Source organism: Aequorivita soesokkakensis, assembly GCF_001641085.1.
In the GTDB taxonomy this organism is placed as follows: domain Bacteria; phylum Bacteroidota; class Bacteroidia; order Flavobacteriales; family Flavobacteriaceae; genus Aequorivita; species Aequorivita soesokkakensis.
Window position 1 is genome coordinate 61,344 of record NZ_LXIE01000050.1, and the last position, 19,598, is coordinate 80,941.

Sequence of the window (19,598 nt, forward strand, 5' to 3'; positions counted from 1 at the left end):
ATTTTTTTTAAATTAGAAACTAACATCCAAACCTAATTGGTATGATTTAGTGTTTGGATAGCTATAAAGGGTAGCCTCACCCGGTGCAACAGCATTTACGAATGAAATGGTTTCTCCAGAAGAAAGTCCAACTTCAGGATCTCCCCAGAATTTAGTAAAGGTCAACAAGTTTTGTCCCTGAACATATAATCTTAATGAGCTTATTGGAGTTTTCTCCAAAGTTTCTCTTGGGAATGAATAGGAAAGGGTTACGTTACGCATACGTATGTAATCTCCTCTCTCTAACCATCTGTCTGAGTTACCAGTAACAGTAGCATCAGTAGTAGCATAAATTGGGCTTGGTAAAACACCAGTGTCACCAGGTTGTTGCCAGTAATTGAATGCTCCTACAGATTGGTTGTCAGCAATAGCTAAACCATCAGATTCACGGTCAGAACGTACAAAGTTGTTAATCCAGTTTCCGTATTTGAATACGAAGTCAGTACGAAGTCCAAAACCTTTATAGGTAATGTTTGAGAAGAATCCACCTTCCTTATCGGCAATAGTAGATTTTCCTTGGAATACTCTGTTTTCCATATCTGGCATTTCATCAGCAAAATAAATATTGCCATCACCACCGTAGAATTGAGATCTACCAGTAGCTGGATCTACACCTGCATAACGGATTAAATAATGCTCATTAATTTTTCTACCTTCACTAAAACGAACGAAGAATGTATTTGTAGCATCAATATCTTCTCCCTCAGGTAAACTTACAATTTCGTTATCCAAGAAAAGAATGTTTCCTCCTAAAGTCCAAGTGAAATCTGAATTACGGAAAACATCAGCTTGTAAAGAAACTTCTAAACCTTTGTTGCGAATATCTCCTAAGTTACCATTAACAGTACCCACTCCAGACTCGTCAGCTTTAGGGATAGTAAATAGAAGATCCGTGGTATTTCTGATAAAGTAATCACTTACAAGACGTAATCTTTTACTGAACATGTTCAATTCAAGACCTATATTGGTTGTAGTTGTTGTTTCCCAAGTTAATTCTGGGTTGGCAACGTTATTAGGCAGTGTACTTGATCCACCTGGATAAGAACCAAAACCAACTGTACCTTGAGAGGCGTAGTTAGGCAATGATGATCTGTTACCTACTGAACCGTAAGATCCTCTTAATTTTAGGTCATTAACCGCATCAACTTGGAAGAAAGATTCTTTTGCAATGTTCCATCCAACACTTCCACTATAAAAAGTACCGTATTGTACATCTTTACCAAAGTTTGAAGAACCATCACGACGAACAGAACCTTGTACAAGGTATCTTTGTTTGTAGTCATAATCAGCGAAAACACCATAAGAAACCAAAGTCAATCTACTTCTGTTGGTGAAACCATCAGTAAGCATAGACGCGTTAGCTTGAGTAGTTAACAAAGCAGAAGGAAAACCGATGCTTCTAACAAATGCACGATTAAATTCGTTCATGTTGTATTCATATAATCCTAATACGTTCACAGAGTGTGCGTCAGTTGAAAGATTATAGTTAAGTCGATTACTAATAGTAAAATCTACTCTGTGTTGTTGGTCATCAAACTTATTACCTGGGTTAGCTGGATCTCCAATAAGGGCATCCAAAATACCTCCTGGCTTAGAATAGCTTTCTCTACGGGTTGATAACCAGTTTGCAGCTACAGTGAAGTTATAACTCCAGTGTTTGTCAAATGTTACCAATGCATCCACACTACCAAGAGTGGTGTTATCTATATCTTCGCTAGGTTCAGACAATAATGCCCCTCTAATAGGGAATGTTGTGTGAGTAGGGTTGTAGATTGGGTTTCCGTTTTCATCAAGTACGGTATTTCCATCTTCATCCAAAACAAATTCTGTTTCATAACCATTATAGTCAAGTAATCCTCTAAATGGGTTTTGAGTGTTGTTTCTATCTCTTGGTTCATCACTCATTGATCTAGAATATCCAACGTTAACACCTACTTTTAGCCAATCTTTAGCATCGAAGTTAACATTCAATCGAGCACCAGTTCTTTCAAAACCATCTATATCGTCTATAATACCTGTATTACGGTCATTTGTTACTGAGAAATAGTAGTCCATTTTTTCGGCACCACCAGAGATGGACACACTGTTATTTTGGATTATACCATCCTTAAGAATAAGTTCAGCCCAATCAACTTCGTTGTCAAGTAAGAATTGACGTTCAGGAGAACCTGGCTGAGTAGTAACCCCAGGAAGTCCTGAAGCACCAGAAACACCTAAAGCGTATAATTCAGCTTCGTACTGCATTTTTTCAGAAGCAGTCATCATAGTATAGTTTGGTTTTATCCTAGAGGATACACCATAACGAGAACTAAAGCGAATTACGGCATCTTTATTACGGTTACCATTTTTAGTAGTAATAACCACAACCCCGTTTGAACCCCTAGATCCGTAACGAGCTGTCATTGCAGCATCCTTTAAAATGGTAATGTTTTCGATGTCTTCGTTAGGAATGTTTGCAAGATCTTGTTCTCTAATAGGAGCTCCATCCACAATATATAATGGTGAAGATGCCCCCGCAACAAGAGATCCTGTTCCACGAATTCGAACAAAAGCTCCTTGCCCTGGCTTACCGTTGGCTGCAGTTACCTGCACACCAGCCGCTTTACCTTGCAGCATATTGTCTATACTGGTGGTTGGTGCCATTTGGGAAAGTTCTGCGGCAGAAATAGAAACAACTGCCGAAGTTTGTACTGTTTGGTTTCTTGTAGAATACCCTGTTACCACAACTTCTTCCAGAGCAGCAGCATCTGGTTGTAGTGTAACATCGATTTTATTCTGAGCTCCTACTTTTACTTCCTTGGTGTTAAAACCTACATAACTAAAGGCAATTGTTTGGCCCACACTCGCAGAAACGGTATACTTACCGTCAAAATCTGTCTGGGTTCCAGAACTGGTTCCTTTAATTATTACGTTTGCACCAGGCAATGGCAGACCTGTATCGTCCGACACCGTACCTGTAATAGTTTTTTGCTGCGCGAAGGTAAGCTGCACAACTAACACTAATATTAGTGTTAAAATTCCACTAAACTTTGTTCTCATTTTTATAAATTATTTGAATTAGCCAACGGCAAAAATCATAATAAAAAGTTAATTACACAAGTATTTAATCCCAAAATTTAGGTTTTATTTAGGAGTGATGAATGTTTTCAGCGATATGTATTAAAATTTTGAGGAAACGCTGATGTGTATTTTGGTATTTGAAAAACTGAAAGTTTGGTTTTCAGAATTTCCATTTGCGACGTTAAAACGAAATAGTCCTGCCTTGGTTTTTAAACCAAGGCCCAATCCAAAGCTGTAAATTTTTTCTTTTAAGGAAAGTGTCTGATTCTCAAAATATCCTATATCTATAATACTATGAAGATAAACGCCTTCATTAAATTGGTATCTGTATTCGGTGTTTATTACAGAAAAAAGGGAGGCGTCTATACTGTTCTCATTGAATCCGCGAATGCTGTTTATACCGCCAAAACGAAACAATTCATTAACAAGATAGGTGTCGCTGAAAAGAACACTGGTTGTGTTTTGTGCAAAAATTGAATTTTTAAAATTAAGATTGAAAATATTGTTAAGTGTCGTTTCAAAGGATATTTGGTTTTCGGCCTTGCTTTCTTTTTCGCGCGAACCGATGCCTGTGTTAAATAATATTTCGGTTTTTATTGGAAAGAGCGCCCTGTTCTGTGCTTTAATATAGGTAGCTCCGAAAATGAAAAATTTTGATTTAAAATCTTCAATTGGCGTTCCGGCAATTATTACATCCAGTAAATTGCTGGAATCATAACCTTTATAGCCTACATAGGTTGTTGATCGTGGATTTATTTGATATGTAGCTCTAAGTTGTTGCTCGGTGGTGACAAAAGTACTGTCTCGCTTAAAAATTTTCAATTCACCACTTAGTCCAAATGGAGTCTTTAATAAATAAGGCAGTGTTATTTTGGCCCTAAAGTTTACTTGTTCCTGTCCGTCCGCTTTATAGTTTATTAAAAGCTGCTCGCCGTAATTTAAATTATTGTTTAATTCCAGGTTTAAATAACCATTAAGCTCAAGTTTTTGGGTTTCTTCATTGGTAGCAAACCCTAAAATTCCATCAAAAAGATTGTTGTTTTGCTTTTCCAAATAAAAATATACAATAGTTGAATCTTTTCTGAAAAGTGCCTCCGGGGGTTTAATTGCATTTACAAAACCCAGACTGTTCAAATTCTCATTTTGTTCCACCAATCTTTTTTGGTTAAAAACTTTCCCTTTTTTGATGCCGGCATGATATTTTAAGAATGATCTAGGGAATTTTTCATAACCTTTCACGGCTATTGAATCTACCGTTCGTATGTTTCCATTGTCAACTGTTAGTGTTGCGCTCAGGCCGTTCAATTCTTCTTTTTCCAGTTCTGTTAGTTTCAATCTGGCAAAAGCATTTCCCTTTTGGTTCCGTAGGGCTGTAAGTTTTTTTAATGAATTTGGAATTTCTTCAAAGGGAAGAATAAAATAAGTATCGGTAATATCGGAAGAAACACGTTGCAGTTCCTTTTTATTAAAATCTTCTTCGGAATAGTAAACTTTAAGTTCGCTGTATTTTTTTCCGAGGAAAAATTCTGCCACGTAGCTGCTGTCGTTTTCCTTTTGGAGCTGGAGCAGGTCGCTTTCAATATACCCCATCCGTTGTAATTTTAAATATATTGTGTCTGTTTCTTTTCTTAGCGCGGCATAATCCTTAAAAGTTGTTTGCATCCGCAGCGAATCTTTTATGCCTTGTGGAATTGGTTTTTCGGCCTTTATGGAAAGTGACAATTCCTGTGCATTCATTCCGAAGAAAAAACAGGTATATATATTAAGGTATATAAAAATGTATAGGAATTTTTTCAAAAAGGGCAAAATTAGTTGTGTAAAACTAACGTTTCAACTTCGTGTTTCATATTCAAATTAAAAAAATATTGAAAGTATGCTGAAAATTAATTCGGTATGGTTTGATTAGTAAAAAAAATATTCTACATTTGCATCCCCTAAAAATAGGGGTGTTTTATTTTTAAACAGTAATAATACATATTTTATATGCCAACAATTTCACAATTAGTACGTAAAGGAAGAACCAAAATAACCAAGAAGAGTAAATCGGTTGCTTTGGATTCGTGCCCACAACGTCGTGGTGTTTGTACGCGTGTATATACTACTACACCTAAGAAGCCTAACTCTGCAATGCGAAAAGTTGCAAGGGTAAGACTTACAAACGGTAAGGAAGTAAACGCATACATCCCAGGCGAAGGACACAATCTCCAAGAGCACTCGATAGTATTGGTTAGAGGTGGAAGGGTAAAGGATTTGCCAGGAGTTAGGTATCACATTGTTCGTGGAGCGTTAGACACCGCAGGTGTTGCAGGCCGCACGCAACGTAGATCTAAGTACGGAGCAAAACGCCCAAAGAAGTAAAAATGAAAACGGGTCAAGAATAAATTGAAAAATTAATTCTTTGCCATTAACAAACAACAAATGAGAAAAAGACAGGCCAAAAAAAGACCACTTTTACCAGATCCAAGGTTTAACGACCAGTTGGTTACGCGTTTTGTGAACAACATGATGTGGGACGGAAAAAAGAGTGTGGCTTTCAAAGTTTTCTACGATGCAATTGACATTGTAGATGAAAAGAAACAAGACGACGAAAAAACTGCGTTGGAGCTTTGGAAAGATGCACTTTCCAATATTATGCCTCACGTAGAAGTGCGTAGCCGTAGAGTTGGTGGAGCAACCTTCCAAATTCCTATGCAAATACGTCCAGACCGTAAAATTGCAACTGCAATGAAATGGTTGATTACCTATTCAAGAAAAAGAAACGAGAAATCCATGGCTGCAAAACTTGCAGGTGAGATTCTTGCGGCTGCCAAAGAAGAAGGTGCTGCTGTTAAGAAACGTATGGATACTCACAAAATGGCAGAAGCTAACAAAGCATTCTCACATTTCAGATTCTAAAAAATGGCACAAAGAGATTTAAAATACACAAGAAATATCGGGATTGCCGCGCATATTGATGCCGGTAAAACCACAACTACAGAGCGTATCCTTTTTTACACAGGGGTAAGCCATAAAATTGGTGAGGTTCACGATGGAGCTGCAACCATGGACTGGATGGAGCAAGAGCAGGAGCGTGGTATTACCATCACTTCAGCTGCTACCACTTGTACTTGGAAGTTTCCAATGGAGAACGCTCAGCCACTTCCTGAAACAAAGGATTACAACTTCAACATTATTGACACTCCTGGCCACGTGGATTTTACCGTAGAGGTAAACCGCTCGCTTCGTGTTCTTGACGGGTTGGTTTTCCTTTTCAGTGCAGTGGATGGTGTTGAGCCACAATCTGAAACAAACTGGAGGCTTGCTGATAACTATAAAGTGCCACGTATTGGTTTCGTTAATAAAATGGACCGTTCTGGTGCTAACTTTATGGCTGTTTGCCAACAAGTAAAAGATATGTTAGGCTCTAATGCAGTGCCTATTGTATTGAATATTGGTGACGAAGCAGATTTTAAAGGAATTGTTGACCTTGTAAAAAACCGTGCCGTTATTTGGCATGATGATTCATTCGGCGCAACGTTTGATGTAGTTGAAATCCCTGAAGAATTAAAAGCTGAAGCAAAAGTTTTGCGTGGTAAACTTATTGAAGAAGTTGCTGCGTATGACGAAAACTTGCTTGAGAAATACATGGAAGATGAGGATTCTATTACTGAAGAAGAAGTGCATGCTGCGCTTCGTGCTGCGGTAATGGATATGTCTATTATTCCAATGATCTGTGGATCTTCCTTCAAAAATAAAGGTGTTCAGTTTCTTTTAGATGCTGTTTGCCGTTACCTTCCTGCTCCAACGGACAAAGAAGGTATTATCGGGATAAATCCTGATACTGAAAAAGAAGAAATTCGTAAACCAGATGTGTCTGCTCCTTTTTCAGCATTGGCATTTAAGATTGCTACCGATCCTTTCGTAGGTCGTTTGGCCTTCTTCCGTGTTTATTCTGGTCGTTTGGATGCAGGTTCTTATATCTTGAACAACCGTTCAGGTAAAAAAGAACGTATTTCTCGTATCTACCAAATGCATTCCAATAAACAAAACGCTATCGATTTTATCGAAGCTGGTGATATTGGAGCGGCAGTTGGATTTAAAGATATCAAGACTGGTGATACTATGTCTGATGAAAAACACCCAATTGTTTTAGAAAGTATGAACTTCCCTGATCCAGTAATTGGTATCGCGGTAGAGCCTAAAACTAAGGTTGATGTTGATAAATTGGGTATGGCTTTATCTAAGCTTGCCGAAGAAGATCCAACATTCCAAGTGCGTACAGACGAAGCTTCTGGCCAGACTATTATTTCTGGAATGGGTGAGCTTCACTTAGATATTATTGTTGACCGTTTGCGTCGCGAATTCAAAGTTGAAGTAAACCAAGGTCAGCCACAGGTTGAGTATAAAGAAGCTATTACAAGAGTTGCAGATCACAGAGAAGTTTACAAAAAACAATCTGGTGGTCGTGGTAAATTTGCTGATATCGTATTTACACTTGAGCCAGCTGAAGAAGGAAAAGTAGGTTTGGAATTCATTAACGCCGTAAAAGGTGGTAACGTGCCAAAAGAATTTATTCCTTCTGTTGAAAAAGGTTTCAAACAAGCAATGGTCAATGGACCACTTGCAGGTTTTGAAGTTGATAGTATGAAGGTTACTTTAAAGGACGGATCTTTCCACCCTGTGGATTCTGATGCGCTATCTTTTGAGCTTGCTGCAAAAATTGGTTTCAAAGAAGTTGCCAAAAAAGCAGGAGCTGTAATTCTTGAGCCTATTATGAAACTTGAGGTGCTTACCCCAGAAGAAAACATGGGTGATATAGTAGGTGACCTTAACCGTCGTCGTGGAACAATCAGTAACATGAGCGACCGTGCAGGAGCAAAAGTAATAAAAGGTGAAGTGCCACTTTCTGAAATGTTTGGTTATGTAACCACATTGAGAACGTTGTCTTCAGGCCGTGCAACTTCCACTATGGAATTTTCACATTACGCTGAAACTCCTTCAAATATTTCAGAATCAGTAATCGCGTCAGCAAGAGGAACCGCTAACGCTTAATAATTTCAGCAATGAGTCAAAAAATAAGGATAAAACTAAAATCTTACGATCACAATTTGGTGGACAAATCTGCTGAAAAAATCGTTAAGACCGTAAAGAGTACCGGAGCTGTAGTTACAGGACCAATTCCTTTACCAACACATAAAAAAATCTTTACAGTATTGCGTTCTCCGCACGTGAACAAGAAGAGTAGAGAGCAATTCCAATTAAGTTCGTACAAAAGACTTTTGGACATCTACAGTTCTTCTTCGAAAACAATTGACGCTCTAATGAAATTGGAGTTGCCAAGCGGGGTTGAAGTAGAGATTAAAGTATAGTGCAATTCTGAATTCAGAATTTTGAATTCAGAATTATTAAAAATGTCCTCAACGATGGTTGTGGAAAAACGGAAACAAAATAACATTCAGGGTTGAATTTATTTTGACCCTGTTTTTTTGAATAGAAATTTAAATAAGTAATAATCAATAAATAATTAAATATGTCTGGGTTAATTGGAAGAAAGATAGGGATGACCAGCATCTTTGACGAGAATGGGAAGAATATTCCTTGCACCGTTATTGAGGCAGGCCCTTGTGTTGTCACCCAAGTCAGAACCAAAGAGGTTGACGGGTACAATGCTCTTCAACTTGGTTTCGATGACAAGAAGACTGTAACTAAAGCTGCCGAAGGGCACGCCAAAAAAGCAGGAACCGTTGCAAAACGTAAAGTCGCCGAATTCAAGTTTGAAGAAGATTACAAATTAGGTGACACAATTACTGTGGAGCATTTTATTGAAGGTGAATTCGTGGATATCGCGGGTACATCTAAAGGTAAAGGTTTCCAAGGGGTTGTAAAACGTCACGGTTTTGGCGGTGTGGGTCAAGCGACTCACGGTCAGCACAACCGTTTGCGTGCACCAGGTTCTATTGGAGCTGCATCTTATCCTGCGAGAGTATTCAAAGGAATGAGAATGGCGGGCCAAATGGGGAACGAAAGAGTAAAAGTTGAAAATTTAAGAGTTTTGAAAGTAGTTCCTGAAAAGAATCTACTTGTGGTAAAAGGAGCAGTTCCTGGCCATAAAAACGCTTATGTAATGATCGAGAAATAATGAAGGTAGCTGTATTAGACATAAACGGAAAAGACACAGGCCGGAAAGTTGAACTTTCTGCAGATGTGTTCGGAATAGAGCCTAACAATCACGCGGTGTATCTTGATGTGAAACAATATCTTGCCAACCAACGTCAAGGAACTCACAAAGCAAAGGAACGTGCTGAGATTGCTGGTTCTACCAGAAAAATAAAGAAACAAAAAGGAACTGGAACTGCCCGTGCGGGTAGCATAAAGTCTGGTGTATTTAAAGGTGGTGGTAGAATGTTCGGGCCTCGTCCGCGTAACTACTCCTTCAAATTGAACAAAAACCTAAAGCGTTTGGCGCGTAAATCTGCCCTAACGATGAAGGCGAATGACAAAGCTATTTTTGTAATGGAAGACCTTAATTTTGATGCTCCAAAAACCAAGAATTTTACTGCGGTTTTGAAGAGTTTAGGTCTTAATGAGAAAAAATCTTTGTTTGTGTTGGGAGACTTAAATAATAATGTATATTTGTCCTCTCGCAATTTGAAAGGTACTGAAGTTATAACTAACTCACAATTAAGTACTTACAAAATTATGAATGCAAATAGTGTAGTGCTATTTGAAGGTTCTTTGGAAGGAATTGAAACAAACTTAAGTAAATAGAAACAAGATGAACATCTTAATTAAACCTATAATTACGGAAAAAGCTACCAAAGATGCTGAAGACAAAAACGTTTTTGGCTTTGTAGTAAACCCAAAGGCGAATAAGGTAGAAATCAAGAAAGCGGTTGAGGCCACTTACGGAGTTTCTGTTGAAAAAGTTCGCACAATGAATGTCCGCCCTGATAGGAAGACCCGTTATACAAAAACAGGTGTCCAAACTGGTAAAACGAACGCTTACAAAAAAGCAATCGTACAGGTGGCGGAAGGTGATACAATAGATTTTTACAGCAACATCTAAGGCAACTTAGATTTAATTAGACACAAATGTCAGTAAGAAAATTAAAACCAATCACCCCAGGTCAGCGTTTTAGGGTTGTTAATGGTTTTGACGCCATTACAACCGATAAGCCGGAGAAGTCTTTACTTGCTCCGAATAAGAGATCTGGTGGTAGAAACAGTCAAGGAAAAATGACCATGCGCTACATAGGTGGTGGTCATAAGAAGAAATATCGAATTATCGATTTTAAACGCGACAAAGCGGGAGTTCCTGCTACTGTTGCAAGTATTCAATACGATCCAAACCGTACGGCGTTTATCGCACTTTTGAACTATCAAGATGGTGAAAAGCGATATGTAATTGCGCAAAACGGACTACAAGTTGGGCAGAACATCCTTTCGGGTGAAGCAGTAGCTCCAGAGATTGGAAACGCAATGCCGCTTTCAGCTATTCCATTAGGTACTATTATTTCCTGCATCGAGCTTCGTCCCGGTCAAGGAGCTATTATGGCCCGTAGTGCTGGTGCTTTCGCACAGCTTATGGCCCGTGATGGAAAATATGCTACCGTAAAACTTCCTTCAGGTGAAACCCGATTAATTTTGGTAAACTGTATGGCTACCATTGGTGCCGTATCAAACAGTGACCACCAATTGTTAGTATCTGGTAAGGCTGGTAGAAGCAGATGGTTGGGTAGAAGACCACGTACAAGACCAGTAGTGATGAACCCTGTTGATCACCCAATGGGTGGTGGTGAAGGTAAATCTTCTGGAGGTCACCCACGTTCTAGAAAAGGTATCCCTGCAAAAGGTTACAGAACCCGTACTAAAACGAAAGCAAGTAATAAATATATCTTAGAACGAAGAAAGAAATAAGTTATGGCAAGATCGTTAAAAAAAGGACCGTTCGTTCATTATAAATTAGACAAGAAAGTTCAACAAAACGTTGAGGATAACAAGAAGACCGTAATCAAAACTTGGTCACGTGCTTCTATGATCACTCCAGATTTTGTTGGTCAAACCATCGCTGTACACAACGGGCGCCAATTTGTTCCTGTGTATGTAACAGAAAACATGGTTGGGCATAAACTAGGAGAATTTTCACCTACAAGATCATTCCGTGGTCATTCAGGTGCTAAAAACAAAGGTAAAAAATAATAGGCCATGGGAGTTCGTAAAAGAGAAAGAGCAGAAGCAATCAAGGAAGCAAAGAAAACAATGTACTTTGCTAAATTGAACAATTGCCCCACTTCACCAAGAAAAATGCGTTTAATGGCGGATTTGGTAAGAGGTGAGAAAATAGACAAAGCACTTAATATTTTGAAGTTTAGTTCAAAGGAATCTTCACGCAAATTGGAGAAACTACTTTTGTCTGCCATCAATAACTGGCAACAAAAGAACGAAGACGCTTCAGTAGAAGATGCAGATCTTTTTGTTAAGGAAATCCGTGTGGATGGTGGAACGATGTTGAAAAGACTTCGTCCTGCACCACAAGGCCGTGCGCACAGAATTAGAAAACGCTCCAACCACGTAACACTGGTATTGGCAGCTAACGATAACACACAAAGCAAGTAATTAAATGGGACAGAAGACAAATCCAATCGGGAATCGCTTAGGTATCATTAGAGGTTGGGAATCCAACTGGTACGGAGGCAACGACTACGGCGATAAATTGGCCGAAGACGACAAGATTAGAAAATATGTTCACGCACGTTTAAGTAAAGCTAGTGTGAGTAGAGTAATTATTGAGCGTACGCTTAAGCTTGTAACCGTTACTATAACCACTGCCCGTCCCGGTATCATTATCGGTAAAGGTGGCCAGGAAGTAGACAAGCTAAAAGAAGAGCTTAAGAAAATTACAGATAAAGAGGTACAGATCAATATTCACGAGATCAAAAGACCTGAGCTTGATGCATTTTTGGTAGCTGCAAGTATTGCACGCCAAATTGAAAGCCGTATTTCATACCGTCGTGCCATAAAAATGGCTATCGCGGCTACAATGCGAATGAATGCTGAAGGTATTAAGGTTCAGATTTCAGGACGTTTGAACGGCGCTGAAATGGCACGTTCAGAATCTTACAAAGAAGGTCGTATCCCGTTATCAACTTTTAGAGCCGATATTGACTACGCTTTAGTTGAGGCACACACTACTTATGGTAGATTGGGTGTTAAAGTATGGATTATGAAAGGCGAAGTATATGGAAAGAGAGAACTTTCCCCATTAGTTGGTCTTGCTACTGGCAAAACCAAGAGTGGTGGAAAAGGAGCTCCAGCAGGACGCGGTGGCAACAAAGCACGTCGCAGAAAGTAATTTTTTAAATAGAAGAAAATGTTACAACCTAAAAGAACAAAGTACCGTAAACAAATGAAAGGCCGTATGAAAGGCGATGCCGGTCGTGGCAACCAGCTAGCATACGGAACCTTCGGTATAAAATCGTTGGAATCAGAATTTCTTACAGCAAGACAAATTGAAGCTGCACGTATCGCTGCTACCCGTTTTATGAAAAGAGAAGGTTCTATCTGGATCATGATTTTTCCAGATAAGCCAATTACAAAAAAGCCTCTTGAAGTACGTATGGGTAAAGGTAAAGGTGCTGTAGAATATTACGCTGCTGTGGTAAAACCAGGAAGAATGCTTTTTGAAGTATCTGGTGTTCCAGTTGAAACAGCAAAAGAAGCATTGCGCCTTGCTGCACAAAAGCTTCCGGTAAAAACTAAATTTGTAATGTCTCGGGATTTCCAAGCATAATTTTTTGAACGATGAAACAATCAGAAATTAAAAAAGCATCAACGGCAGAACTTCAGGAAGCATATGCTGACTCAAGAAAGGCTTATACAGACCTTAAAATGGCTCACACCATATCCCCGTTGGAAAATCCAATTCAACTAAGATCCCAAAGAAGGGTGATAGCAAGAATAGCGACTGAACTAACTAATAGAGAAGTGCAATAATTGTACAGCTGAAAGATGGAAGAAATTAAAAGAAACTTAAGAAAAGAACGTATAGGTGTAGTAACCAGTAACAAAATGGACAAGTCCATTGTAGTTGCCGAGGTGAAAAAAGTAAAACACCCTATGTACGGAAAGTTCGTAACGAAAACTAAAAAGTACGTTGCGCACGACGAGACAAACAACTGCAACGAAGGTGATACAGTAAGGATCATGGAAACACGTCCTTTAAGTAAAACCAAATGTTGGAGATTAGTAGAAATAATTGAAAGAGCGAAGTAATTATGTTACAACAAGAATCAAGACTCAAAGTCGCAGACAATACCGGTGCTAAGGAAGTGCTTACCATCCGTGTATTGGGCGGAACAAAAAGAAGGTATGCTTCTATTGGTGATAAGATTGTAGTTTCTGTAAAGGAAGCAACACCAAATGGAAACATTAAGAAAGGAGCAGTTTCTACAGCAGTTGTAGTACGTACCGTGAAGGAAATAAGAAGACCTGACGGTTCTTATATCCGTTTTGACGATAACGCTTGTGTACTTTTGAACGCCCAAGGCGAGATGAGAGGAACACGTGTTTTCGGACCGGTAGCAAGAGAGCTTCGTGACAAGCAATTTATGAAAATAGTATCATTGGCACCAGAGGTGCTTTAATATGAAAACTAAGATGACAAAGCTTAAAATAAAATCAGGCGATACAGTAGTAGTTACTGCCGGAGACCACAAAGGTTCTGAAGGTAAAGTAATGAAAATATTCCTTGACAAAAACAAAGCAATCGTAGAAGGAGTAAACATGGTTTCAAAACATGAGAAGCCAAGCGCAAAAAACCCACAAGGAGGAATTGCAAAAAAGGAAGCTCCTATCCATATTTCAAACCTTTCATTGGTTGATCCAAAATCTGGAAAAGCAACACGTGTAGGGTACAAAACCGAAAATGGTAAAAAAGTACGTTTTTCAAAACAATCGAATCAAGCAATATAGTTATGGCATATACACCAAGACTTAAGGAAGAGTACAAAAGCAGAGTGATCAATTCACTTACTGACGAATTTGGTTACAAAAACGTCATGCAGGTACCAAAATTGGAGCGTATTGTTGTTTCCCGCGGTGTGGGCGCAGCAGTGGCTGACAAGAAACTTATTGACTATTCGGTTGATGAGTTTACAAAGATAACCGGGCAAAAAGCGGTTTCAACCAACTCTAAAAAAGACGTTGCAAACTTCAAACTTCGTAAAGGCATGCCAATTGGTGTGAAAGTTACGTTGCGCGGAGAGCGTATGTATGAATTTTTGGACAGGTTAGTAACTTCGGCTTTGCCAAGGGTACGTGACTTTAACGGAATTAAAGCAACCGGTTTTGACGGAAGAGGAAACTACTCTTTGGGAATTACCGAGCAAATTATCTTCCCAGAAATCGATATCGATAAAGTGAAGAAAATTGAAGGGATGAACATTACGTTCATCACTACCGCAAAAACCGATAAAGAAGCGAAATCATTATTACAGGAATTGGGATTACCCTTTAAAAAGAACTAAGAGATGGCTAAAGAATCAATGAAAGCCCGCGAGGTTAAGAGACAAAAAACGGTAGCAAAATATGCAGCCAAGCGTAAAGCTTTGAAAGAAGCCGGCGATTGGGAAGGTTTGCAGAAACTACCAAAAAATGCCTCACCCGTTCGTTTGCACAACCGTTGCAAATTAACCGGAAGACCAAGAGGGTATATGAGAACTTTTGGAATTTCACGTGTATTGTTCCGTGAAATGGCAAATTCAGGGTTAATTCCAGGAGTGCGTAAAGCATCTTGGTAAGAACAGATTTCTGTTCAAAAGAAAAAAGTATAAACTGGTTGAAGGTTCAGAATAGTCTGAAAACCACTTCCGCAAATTCAAATAAATGAATACAGATCCAATTTCAGATTATCTAACGCGAGTTAGAAACGCTGCGAAAGCCGGACATCGTGTTGTAGAGATTCCAGCTTCAAATCTAAAAAAGGAGATTACAAAAATCCTTTTTGATCAAGGTTACATTTTAAGCTACAAATTTGATGACGAAAGTACCCCACAAGGTATCATCAAAATTGCATTGAAATATGACAAGGTTACCAAAGAATCGGTAATCAAAAAAATTCAAAGAATAAGTAAACCAGGTTTACGTAAATACGCAGGTTCAACAGAACTTCCTCGTGTTTTGAACGGTTTGGGTATTGCTATTGTTTCTACTTCTTCGGGAGTAATGACCGGCAAGCAGGCCAAAGCTCAAAATGTAGGTGGTGAAGTATTGTGTTACGTTTACTAAAAAATAGACAAAGAAATGTCAAGAATAGGTAAAAACCCGGTAGCCATCCCACAAGGAGTTACAGTTGATGTAAAAGACAACGTAATTACCGTAAAAGGAAAATTAGGCGAGTTAACTCAGGATTTTTCTGACGTTAGCGTAAAAGTAGAAGACGGAAACGTATTGGTTGAGCGTCCTTCAGATTCTAAAAACCACACTGCAAAGCACGGTCTTTACAGAGCGTTGGTAAATAATATGATTGAAGGCGTAAGCAAAGGATGGACCAAGGAATTGGAATTAGTTGGTGTAGGGTACCGCGCCAGCAACCAAGGACAAAAATTGGATTTGGCTTTAGGATTTTCACACAACATCGTTTTGGACATCGCACCAGAAGTAAAAGTGGAAACCGTATCTGATAAAGGTAAAAACCCAATCGTAAAATTAACGTCTCACGACAAACAATTGGTAGGACAAGTAGCGGCAAAAATCCGCGGCTTCCGTAAGCCAGAACCTTACAAAGGAAAAGGTATCAAGTTTGTAGGTGAACAATTAAGAAGAAAAGCAGGTAAATCTGCATAACAAATAGAGTTATGGCATTATCAAAGTACGAAAGAAGAGAGCGCTTGCGCATGCGAATCAGAAAAACGGTTGAGGGCACTGAAAGTCGTCCACGTTTGGCTGTTTTCCGTAGCAACAAAGAAATATACGCTCAAATTATTGACGATGTAAATGGAAAGACCATTACCGCTGCATCTTCAAGAGATAAAGATATTGACGCTTCAAAAGTAAACAAAGTTGAAGCTGCAAAATTAGTAGGAAAAGCTATCGCTGAAAAAGCTGTTAAAGCTGGTGTTGAAACCATCGCTTTCGACAGAGGCGGTTACCTTTACCACGGAAGAGTAAAATCATTAGCTGAAGGTGCACGCGAAGGTGGCCTTAAATTCTAAGTCAAATTATGTATCAAGATTATAAAAACGTAGAATTAGTAAAACCAGGAGGTCTTGAATTGAAAGACCGTTTGGTAGGTGTACAACGTGTAACCAAGGTGACCAAAGGTGGTCGTGCCTTCGGATTTTCAGCTATTGTAGTTGTTGGTGACGAAAAAGGAGTGGTAGGCCACGGTCTTGGAAAATCCAAGGATGTAGCAAGCGCGATAGCAAAAGCTATTGAAGATGCCAAGAAAAACTTGGTTCGTATTCCACTTAACAAAGTGACACTTCCACACGAACAAAAAGGAAAATATGGCGGAGCCCGTGTTAATCTTCTTCCAGCTGCGCCTGGTACCGGAGTAATTGCTGGTGGTGCCGTACGTGCCGTATTGGAAGCAGTAGGGGTTCACGATGTATTGTCAAAATCACAAGGATCTTCTAACCCACACAACGTGGTAAAAGCAACTTTTGATGCCCTTTTGCAAATGCGAAGCGCACAAACTGTAGCAAACCAACGTGGAATTTCACTTGAAAAAGTATTCAAAGGATAAATATCAGAGCGATGGCAAAAATTAAAGTAACAAAGGTAAAAAGCGTTATAAAACGCCCAAAAAACCAAAAGAGAATCATGGAATCTTTGGGTCTTCACAAGATGAACCAAACGGTTGAACATGAAGACACGCCAAACATTCTTGGTATGATCAATAAAGTTAATCACTTGGTTTCTGTTGAAACCAAATAAGAAACACGATAATGGATTTAAGTAACTTACAACCGGCTCCTGGGTCGGTAAAAAATCAAGGCAAGCGAGTAGGTCGCGGACAAGGTTCCGGTAAAGGTGGTACTGCCACCCGCGGACACAAAGGAGCAAAATCACGTTCAGGTTATTCCAAGAAAGTTGGATTTGAAGGTGGACAAATGCCCCTACAACGTCGTGTTCCTAAGTTTGGATTTACAAACATCAACCGTAAAGAGTATAAGGGAATCAACATTGATACTCTTCAACAATTGGTTGACGACAAGAAAATAAATGATACCGTTGACTTTGAAACCTTAGTTGGTTTGGGTCTTGCTGGTAAAAACGAAATGGTTAAGATTTTAGGAAGAGGCGAAATAAAAGCAAAATTGAAGGTATCTGCTCACAAGTTCACTGCCTCGGCAAAAGAAGCTATTGAAGCTGCCGGTGGCGAAGTAGTAACATTGTAACAAAAGCTAAGGATGAAATTTATCGATACCTTAAAAAATGTATGGAAAATAGAGGAGCTGCGTAACCGCATCATGCTTACTCTTGGAATGCTATTGGTTTACCGTTTTGGTGCGCAAGTAGTACTTCCAGGAATTGATGCAGATATGTTGGCACAGTTCGCAGGTAAATTCAATGCCGGCGGTATTGGTGGATTGCTGAACGCATTTACAGGAGGAGCTTTTGCTAACGCTTCTGTTTTTGCATTGGGGATTATGCCATATATTTCTGCTTCCATTGTTGTACAGTTGATGCAAATTGCTGTGCCTTACCTTCAAAAATTACAGAAAGAAGGCGAAAGCGGACGTAAGAAAATCAACCAGATTACCCGATGGTTAACTATCGGTATCTGTTTGGTACAAGCGCCAAGTTATTTAGCAGGTCTTCCAGCAATGGGGGTTCCGGCTGAAGCTTTTGTAATGGGGCAAAGCGTTATGTTCTACGTTTCTTCAGTAATTATACTTGTAACAGGAACAATATTCGCAATGTGGTTGGGTGAAAAAATTACCGATAAAGGTATTGGTAACGGTATATCCATACTTATTATGGTTGGTATTATTGCACGTTTGCCACAGTCATTTGCACAAGAATTTGTTTCAAGAGTAATTGAATCAAACGGTGGTTTGATTATGATACTTATTGAATTGGTTATCTGGTTCGTAATTATTCTTTTATCAATTATGTTGGTAATGGCAGTTAGAAAGATACCTGTTCAATATGCAAGAAGAACTGCAAGCGGTGGTTACGAAAAGAATATTTTCGGTGCCCGTCAGTTCATTCCATTAAAGTTGAACGCTTCTGGAGTAATGCCAATCATCTTTGCACAGGCAATTATGTTTGTGCCATCAGCAGTAGCTAGTCTCTCCGAAAGTGATTTTGCTCAAGGAATTCAGGCTACATTCAGTGATATATTTGGACTATGGTATAACTTGGTATTTGCAATTTTGATTATCATATTTACCTATTTCTATACAGCTATCACTGTTCCAACAAATAAGATGGCGGATGATTTAAAGAGAAGCGGTGGTTTCATTCCAGGTATTAAGCCAGGATCGCAAACCGCTGAATATTTAGACCGAATAATGTCACAAATAACACTTCCTGGATCTATATTTTTAGCATTGATTGCTATTGCACCGGCATTTGCGGTAAAGCTTTTAGGAATTCAGCAAGGTTGGGCGTTATTCTACGGCGGTACTTCACTATTGATTATGGTGGGTGTTGCTATCGATACCATGCAACAAGTAAACTCGTATTTATTGAACCGTCACTATGATGGCTTGATGAAAAGCGGTAAAAATAGAAAGGCAGTAGCATAATTATGGCAAAACAAAGCGCAATAGAACAAGATGGAAGTATAGTGGAAGCACTATCAAACGCGATGTTCCGTGTAGAATTGGAAAATGGTCATATTGTAACAGCGCATATTTCGGGCAAAATGCGTATGCACTACATAAAATTATTGCCCGGCGATAAAGTAAAATTGGAAATGAGCCCTTACGATTTAAGTAAGGCGCGAATAACCTACAGATATTAATACAACGGACCTCACGGTTCATTGAACTATAAAAACAGAAACAGATGAAAGTTAGAGCATCCGTAAAGAAAAGAAGTGCCGACTGCAAGATTGTTCGCAGAAAAGGCAGATTATATGTAATTAATAAAAAGAACCCAAAGTTCAAACAAAGACAAGGATAAGTTATGGCAAGAATCGCAGGTGTAGATATCCCGAAGCACAAAAGGGGTGTAATCGCGTTAACGTATATCTTCGGAATCGGTAAGAGCCGTGCCCAAGATATTCTGAACAAAGCCGGAGTTGACGAAGACAAAAAAGTAAGTGAATGGAACGATGATGAAATCGGTGCTATTCGTGATGCTGTGTCGTCTTTCAAAATCGAAGGTGAATTACGTAGTGAAGTTCAATTAAGCATTAAGCGCTTAATGGATATTGGTTGTTACAGAGGTATTCGTCACAGATCGGGTCTTCCATTAAGAGGACAACGTACAAAGAATAACTCTCGTACCAGAAAAGGAAAACGTAAAACTGTTGCTAACAAGAAAAAAGCAACTAAATAAAACCTAAC

The 19,598-nt window shown here is 39.1% G+C and carries 30 protein-coding genes; 28 read left to right on the top strand and 2 right to left on the bottom strand.

Annotation, left to right across the window (positions count from 1 at the left end):
* Positions 1-12 precede the first annotated feature (12 nt).
* Both A7A78_RS13945 and A7A78_RS13950 read right to left on the bottom strand, forming a co-directional pair.
* A complete protein-coding gene (locus tag A7A78_RS13945) occupies positions 13-3,078 on the bottom strand; it encodes a SusC/RagA family TonB-linked outer membrane protein (RefSeq protein WP_068763086.1) in 3,066 nt (1,021 codons plus the stop codon).
* 120 nt (positions 3,079-3,198) lie between these two features.
* Positions 3,199-4,896, bottom strand: a complete 1,698-nt coding sequence (locus A7A78_RS13950) for a POTRA domain-containing protein (protein ID WP_131811156.1) — start codon at positions 4,894-4,896, stop codon at positions 3,199-3,201.
* Between the two features lie 186 nt (positions 4,897-5,082).
* Here A7A78_RS13950 and rpsL point away from each other — a divergent pair, with 186 nt between their 5' ends.
* The 28 genes from rpsL to rpsM all read left to right on the top strand — a co-directional run bounded on the left by rpsL (position 5,083) and on the right by rpsM (position 19,590).
* Complete coding sequence (gene rpsL / locus A7A78_RS13955; RefSeq protein ID WP_014782632.1) at positions 5,083-5,457, top strand: 30S ribosomal protein S12; 375 nt, start codon at positions 5,083-5,085, stop codon at positions 5,455-5,457.
* 60 nt (positions 5,458-5,517) lie between these two features.
* Positions 5,518-5,994 carry a 30S ribosomal protein S7 gene (gene rpsG, locus A7A78_RS13960; RefSeq protein ID WP_068763088.1) on the top strand — a complete coding sequence of 159 codons (477 nt, stop codon included), beginning with the start codon at positions 5,518-5,520 and terminating at the stop codon, positions 5,992-5,994.
* A gap of 3 nt (positions 5,995-5,997) precedes the next feature.
* Positions 5,998-8,130 (top strand): elongation factor G, encoded by a 2,133-nt coding sequence (gene fusA, locus A7A78_RS13965; protein WP_068763089.1) that lies wholly within the window; start codon positions 5,998-6,000, stop codon positions 8,128-8,130.
* Positions 8,131-8,141: 11 nt separating this feature from the next.
* Positions 8,142-8,447: a 30S ribosomal protein S10 gene (rpsJ, locus tag A7A78_RS13970; RefSeq protein ID WP_010181931.1), complete on the top strand. Its 306-nt coding sequence runs from the start codon at positions 8,142-8,144 to the stop codon at positions 8,445-8,447.
* A 161-nt stretch (positions 8,448-8,608) separates the two neighbouring features.
* Positions 8,609-9,217, top strand: coding sequence for a 50S ribosomal protein L3 (gene rplC, locus A7A78_RS13975; RefSeq protein ID WP_068763090.1), 609 nt, complete (start codon positions 8,609-8,611; stop codon positions 9,215-9,217).
* The gene (rplD, locus tag A7A78_RS13980) at positions 9,217-9,846 is read left to right on the top strand and encodes a 50S ribosomal protein L4 (RefSeq protein ID WP_068763091.1); all 630 of its coding nucleotides are present in this window, start codon (positions 9,217-9,219) and stop codon (positions 9,844-9,846) included. The genes rplC and rplD overlap by 1 nt, the downstream gene beginning before the upstream one ends.
* Positions 9,847-9,853: 7 nt before the next feature.
* On the top strand, positions 9,854-10,144 hold the full coding sequence (gene rplW, locus A7A78_RS13985) for a 50S ribosomal protein L23 (protein WP_068763092.1): 291 nt from the start codon (positions 9,854-9,856) through the stop codon (positions 10,142-10,144).
* 26 nt (positions 10,145-10,170) lie between these two features.
* A complete protein-coding gene (gene rplB / locus A7A78_RS13990; protein ID WP_068763093.1) occupies positions 10,171-10,995 on the top strand; it encodes a 50S ribosomal protein L2 in 825 nt (274 codons plus the stop codon).
* 3 nt (positions 10,996-10,998) lie between these two features.
* The gene (gene rpsS / locus A7A78_RS13995) at positions 10,999-11,277 is read left to right on the top strand and encodes a 30S ribosomal protein S19 (protein ID WP_045079241.1); all 279 of its coding nucleotides are present in this window, start codon (positions 10,999-11,001) and stop codon (positions 11,275-11,277) included.
* Positions 11,278-11,283: 6 nt separating this feature from the next.
* Positions 11,284-11,694 carry a 50S ribosomal protein L22 gene (gene rplV / locus A7A78_RS14000; RefSeq protein WP_068763094.1) on the top strand — a complete coding sequence of 137 codons (411 nt, stop codon included), beginning with the start codon at positions 11,284-11,286 and terminating at the stop codon, positions 11,692-11,694.
* A 4-nt stretch (positions 11,695-11,698) separates the two neighbouring features.
* Positions 11,699-12,430, top strand: coding sequence for a 30S ribosomal protein S3 (rpsC, locus tag A7A78_RS14005; protein WP_068763095.1), 732 nt, complete (start codon positions 11,699-11,701; stop codon positions 12,428-12,430).
* Between the two features lie 18 nt (positions 12,431-12,448).
* Entirely contained in the window at positions 12,449-12,868 is a 420-nt protein-coding gene (rplP, locus tag A7A78_RS14010) for a 50S ribosomal protein L16 (RefSeq protein ID WP_045079244.1), read from the top strand.
* Positions 12,869-12,879: 11 nt separating this feature from the next.
* Entirely contained in the window at positions 12,880-13,071 is a 192-nt protein-coding gene (rpmC, locus tag A7A78_RS14015) for a 50S ribosomal protein L29 (protein WP_068763096.1), read from the top strand.
* 15 nt (positions 13,072-13,086) lie between these two features.
* Positions 13,087-13,350, top strand: coding sequence for a 30S ribosomal protein S17 (gene rpsQ, locus A7A78_RS14020; protein ID WP_068763097.1), 264 nt, complete (start codon positions 13,087-13,089; stop codon positions 13,348-13,350).
* Positions 13,351-13,352: 2 nt separating this feature from the next.
* Positions 13,353-13,721, top strand: a complete 369-nt coding sequence (gene rplN, locus A7A78_RS14025; RefSeq protein WP_068763098.1) for a 50S ribosomal protein L14 — start codon at positions 13,353-13,355, stop codon at positions 13,719-13,721.
* Positions 13,722-13,734: 13 nt separating this feature from the next.
* Positions 13,735-14,049 (top strand): 50S ribosomal protein L24, encoded by a 315-nt coding sequence (rplX, locus tag A7A78_RS14030; RefSeq protein ID WP_068763215.1) that lies wholly within the window; start codon positions 13,735-13,737, stop codon positions 14,047-14,049.
* A 2-nt stretch (positions 14,050-14,051) separates the two neighbouring features.
* The gene (gene rplE, locus A7A78_RS14035; RefSeq protein ID WP_068763099.1) at positions 14,052-14,603 is read left to right on the top strand and encodes a 50S ribosomal protein L5; all 552 of its coding nucleotides are present in this window, start codon (positions 14,052-14,054) and stop codon (positions 14,601-14,603) included.
* A gap of 3 nt (positions 14,604-14,606) precedes the next feature.
* Positions 14,607-14,876 carry a 30S ribosomal protein S14 gene (rpsN, locus tag A7A78_RS14040; protein WP_068763100.1) on the top strand — a complete coding sequence of 90 codons (270 nt, stop codon included), beginning with the start codon at positions 14,607-14,609 and terminating at the stop codon, positions 14,874-14,876.
* Positions 14,877-14,961: 85 nt separating this feature from the next.
* Complete coding sequence (rpsH, locus tag A7A78_RS14045) at positions 14,962-15,363, top strand: 30S ribosomal protein S8 (RefSeq protein ID WP_068763101.1); 402 nt, start codon at positions 14,962-14,964, stop codon at positions 15,361-15,363.
* Positions 15,364-15,378: 15 nt separating this feature from the next.
* Positions 15,379-15,921, top strand: a complete 543-nt coding sequence (gene rplF / locus A7A78_RS14050) for a 50S ribosomal protein L6 (protein WP_068763102.1) — start codon at positions 15,379-15,381, stop codon at positions 15,919-15,921.
* 11 nt (positions 15,922-15,932) lie between these two features.
* Complete coding sequence (gene rplR / locus A7A78_RS14055) at positions 15,933-16,289, top strand: 50S ribosomal protein L18 (RefSeq protein ID WP_068763103.1); 357 nt, start codon at positions 15,933-15,935, stop codon at positions 16,287-16,289.
* Positions 16,290-16,297: 8 nt separating this feature from the next.
* Complete coding sequence (gene rpsE / locus A7A78_RS14060) at positions 16,298-16,822, top strand: 30S ribosomal protein S5 (protein WP_068763104.1); 525 nt, start codon at positions 16,298-16,300, stop codon at positions 16,820-16,822.
* An 11-nt stretch (positions 16,823-16,833) separates the two neighbouring features.
* On the top strand, positions 16,834-17,013 hold the full coding sequence (rpmD, locus tag A7A78_RS14065) for a 50S ribosomal protein L30 (protein ID WP_045079254.1): 180 nt from the start codon (positions 16,834-16,836) through the stop codon (positions 17,011-17,013).
* 11 nt (positions 17,014-17,024) lie between these two features.
* Entirely contained in the window at positions 17,025-17,477 is a 453-nt protein-coding gene (rplO, locus tag A7A78_RS14070; protein ID WP_068763105.1) for a 50S ribosomal protein L15, read from the top strand.
* Positions 17,478-17,489: 12 nt separating this feature from the next.
* Positions 17,490-18,833: a preprotein translocase subunit SecY gene (secY, locus tag A7A78_RS14075; RefSeq protein ID WP_068763106.1), complete on the top strand. Its 1,344-nt coding sequence runs from the start codon at positions 17,490-17,492 to the stop codon at positions 18,831-18,833.
* A 2-nt stretch (positions 18,834-18,835) separates the two neighbouring features.
* Entirely contained in the window at positions 18,836-19,051 is a 216-nt protein-coding gene (infA, locus tag A7A78_RS14080; RefSeq protein WP_068763107.1) for a translation initiation factor IF-1, read from the top strand.
* Positions 19,052-19,095: 44 nt separating this feature from the next.
* Positions 19,096-19,212 (top strand): type B 50S ribosomal protein L36, encoded by a 117-nt coding sequence (ykgO, locus tag A7A78_RS14925; RefSeq protein ID WP_009779203.1) that lies wholly within the window; start codon positions 19,096-19,098, stop codon positions 19,210-19,212.
* Between the two features lie 3 nt (positions 19,213-19,215).
* Positions 19,216-19,590, top strand: coding sequence for a 30S ribosomal protein S13 (rpsM, locus tag A7A78_RS14085; protein ID WP_045079257.1), 375 nt, complete (start codon positions 19,216-19,218; stop codon positions 19,588-19,590).
* Positions 19,591-19,598: the final 8 nt, after the last annotated feature.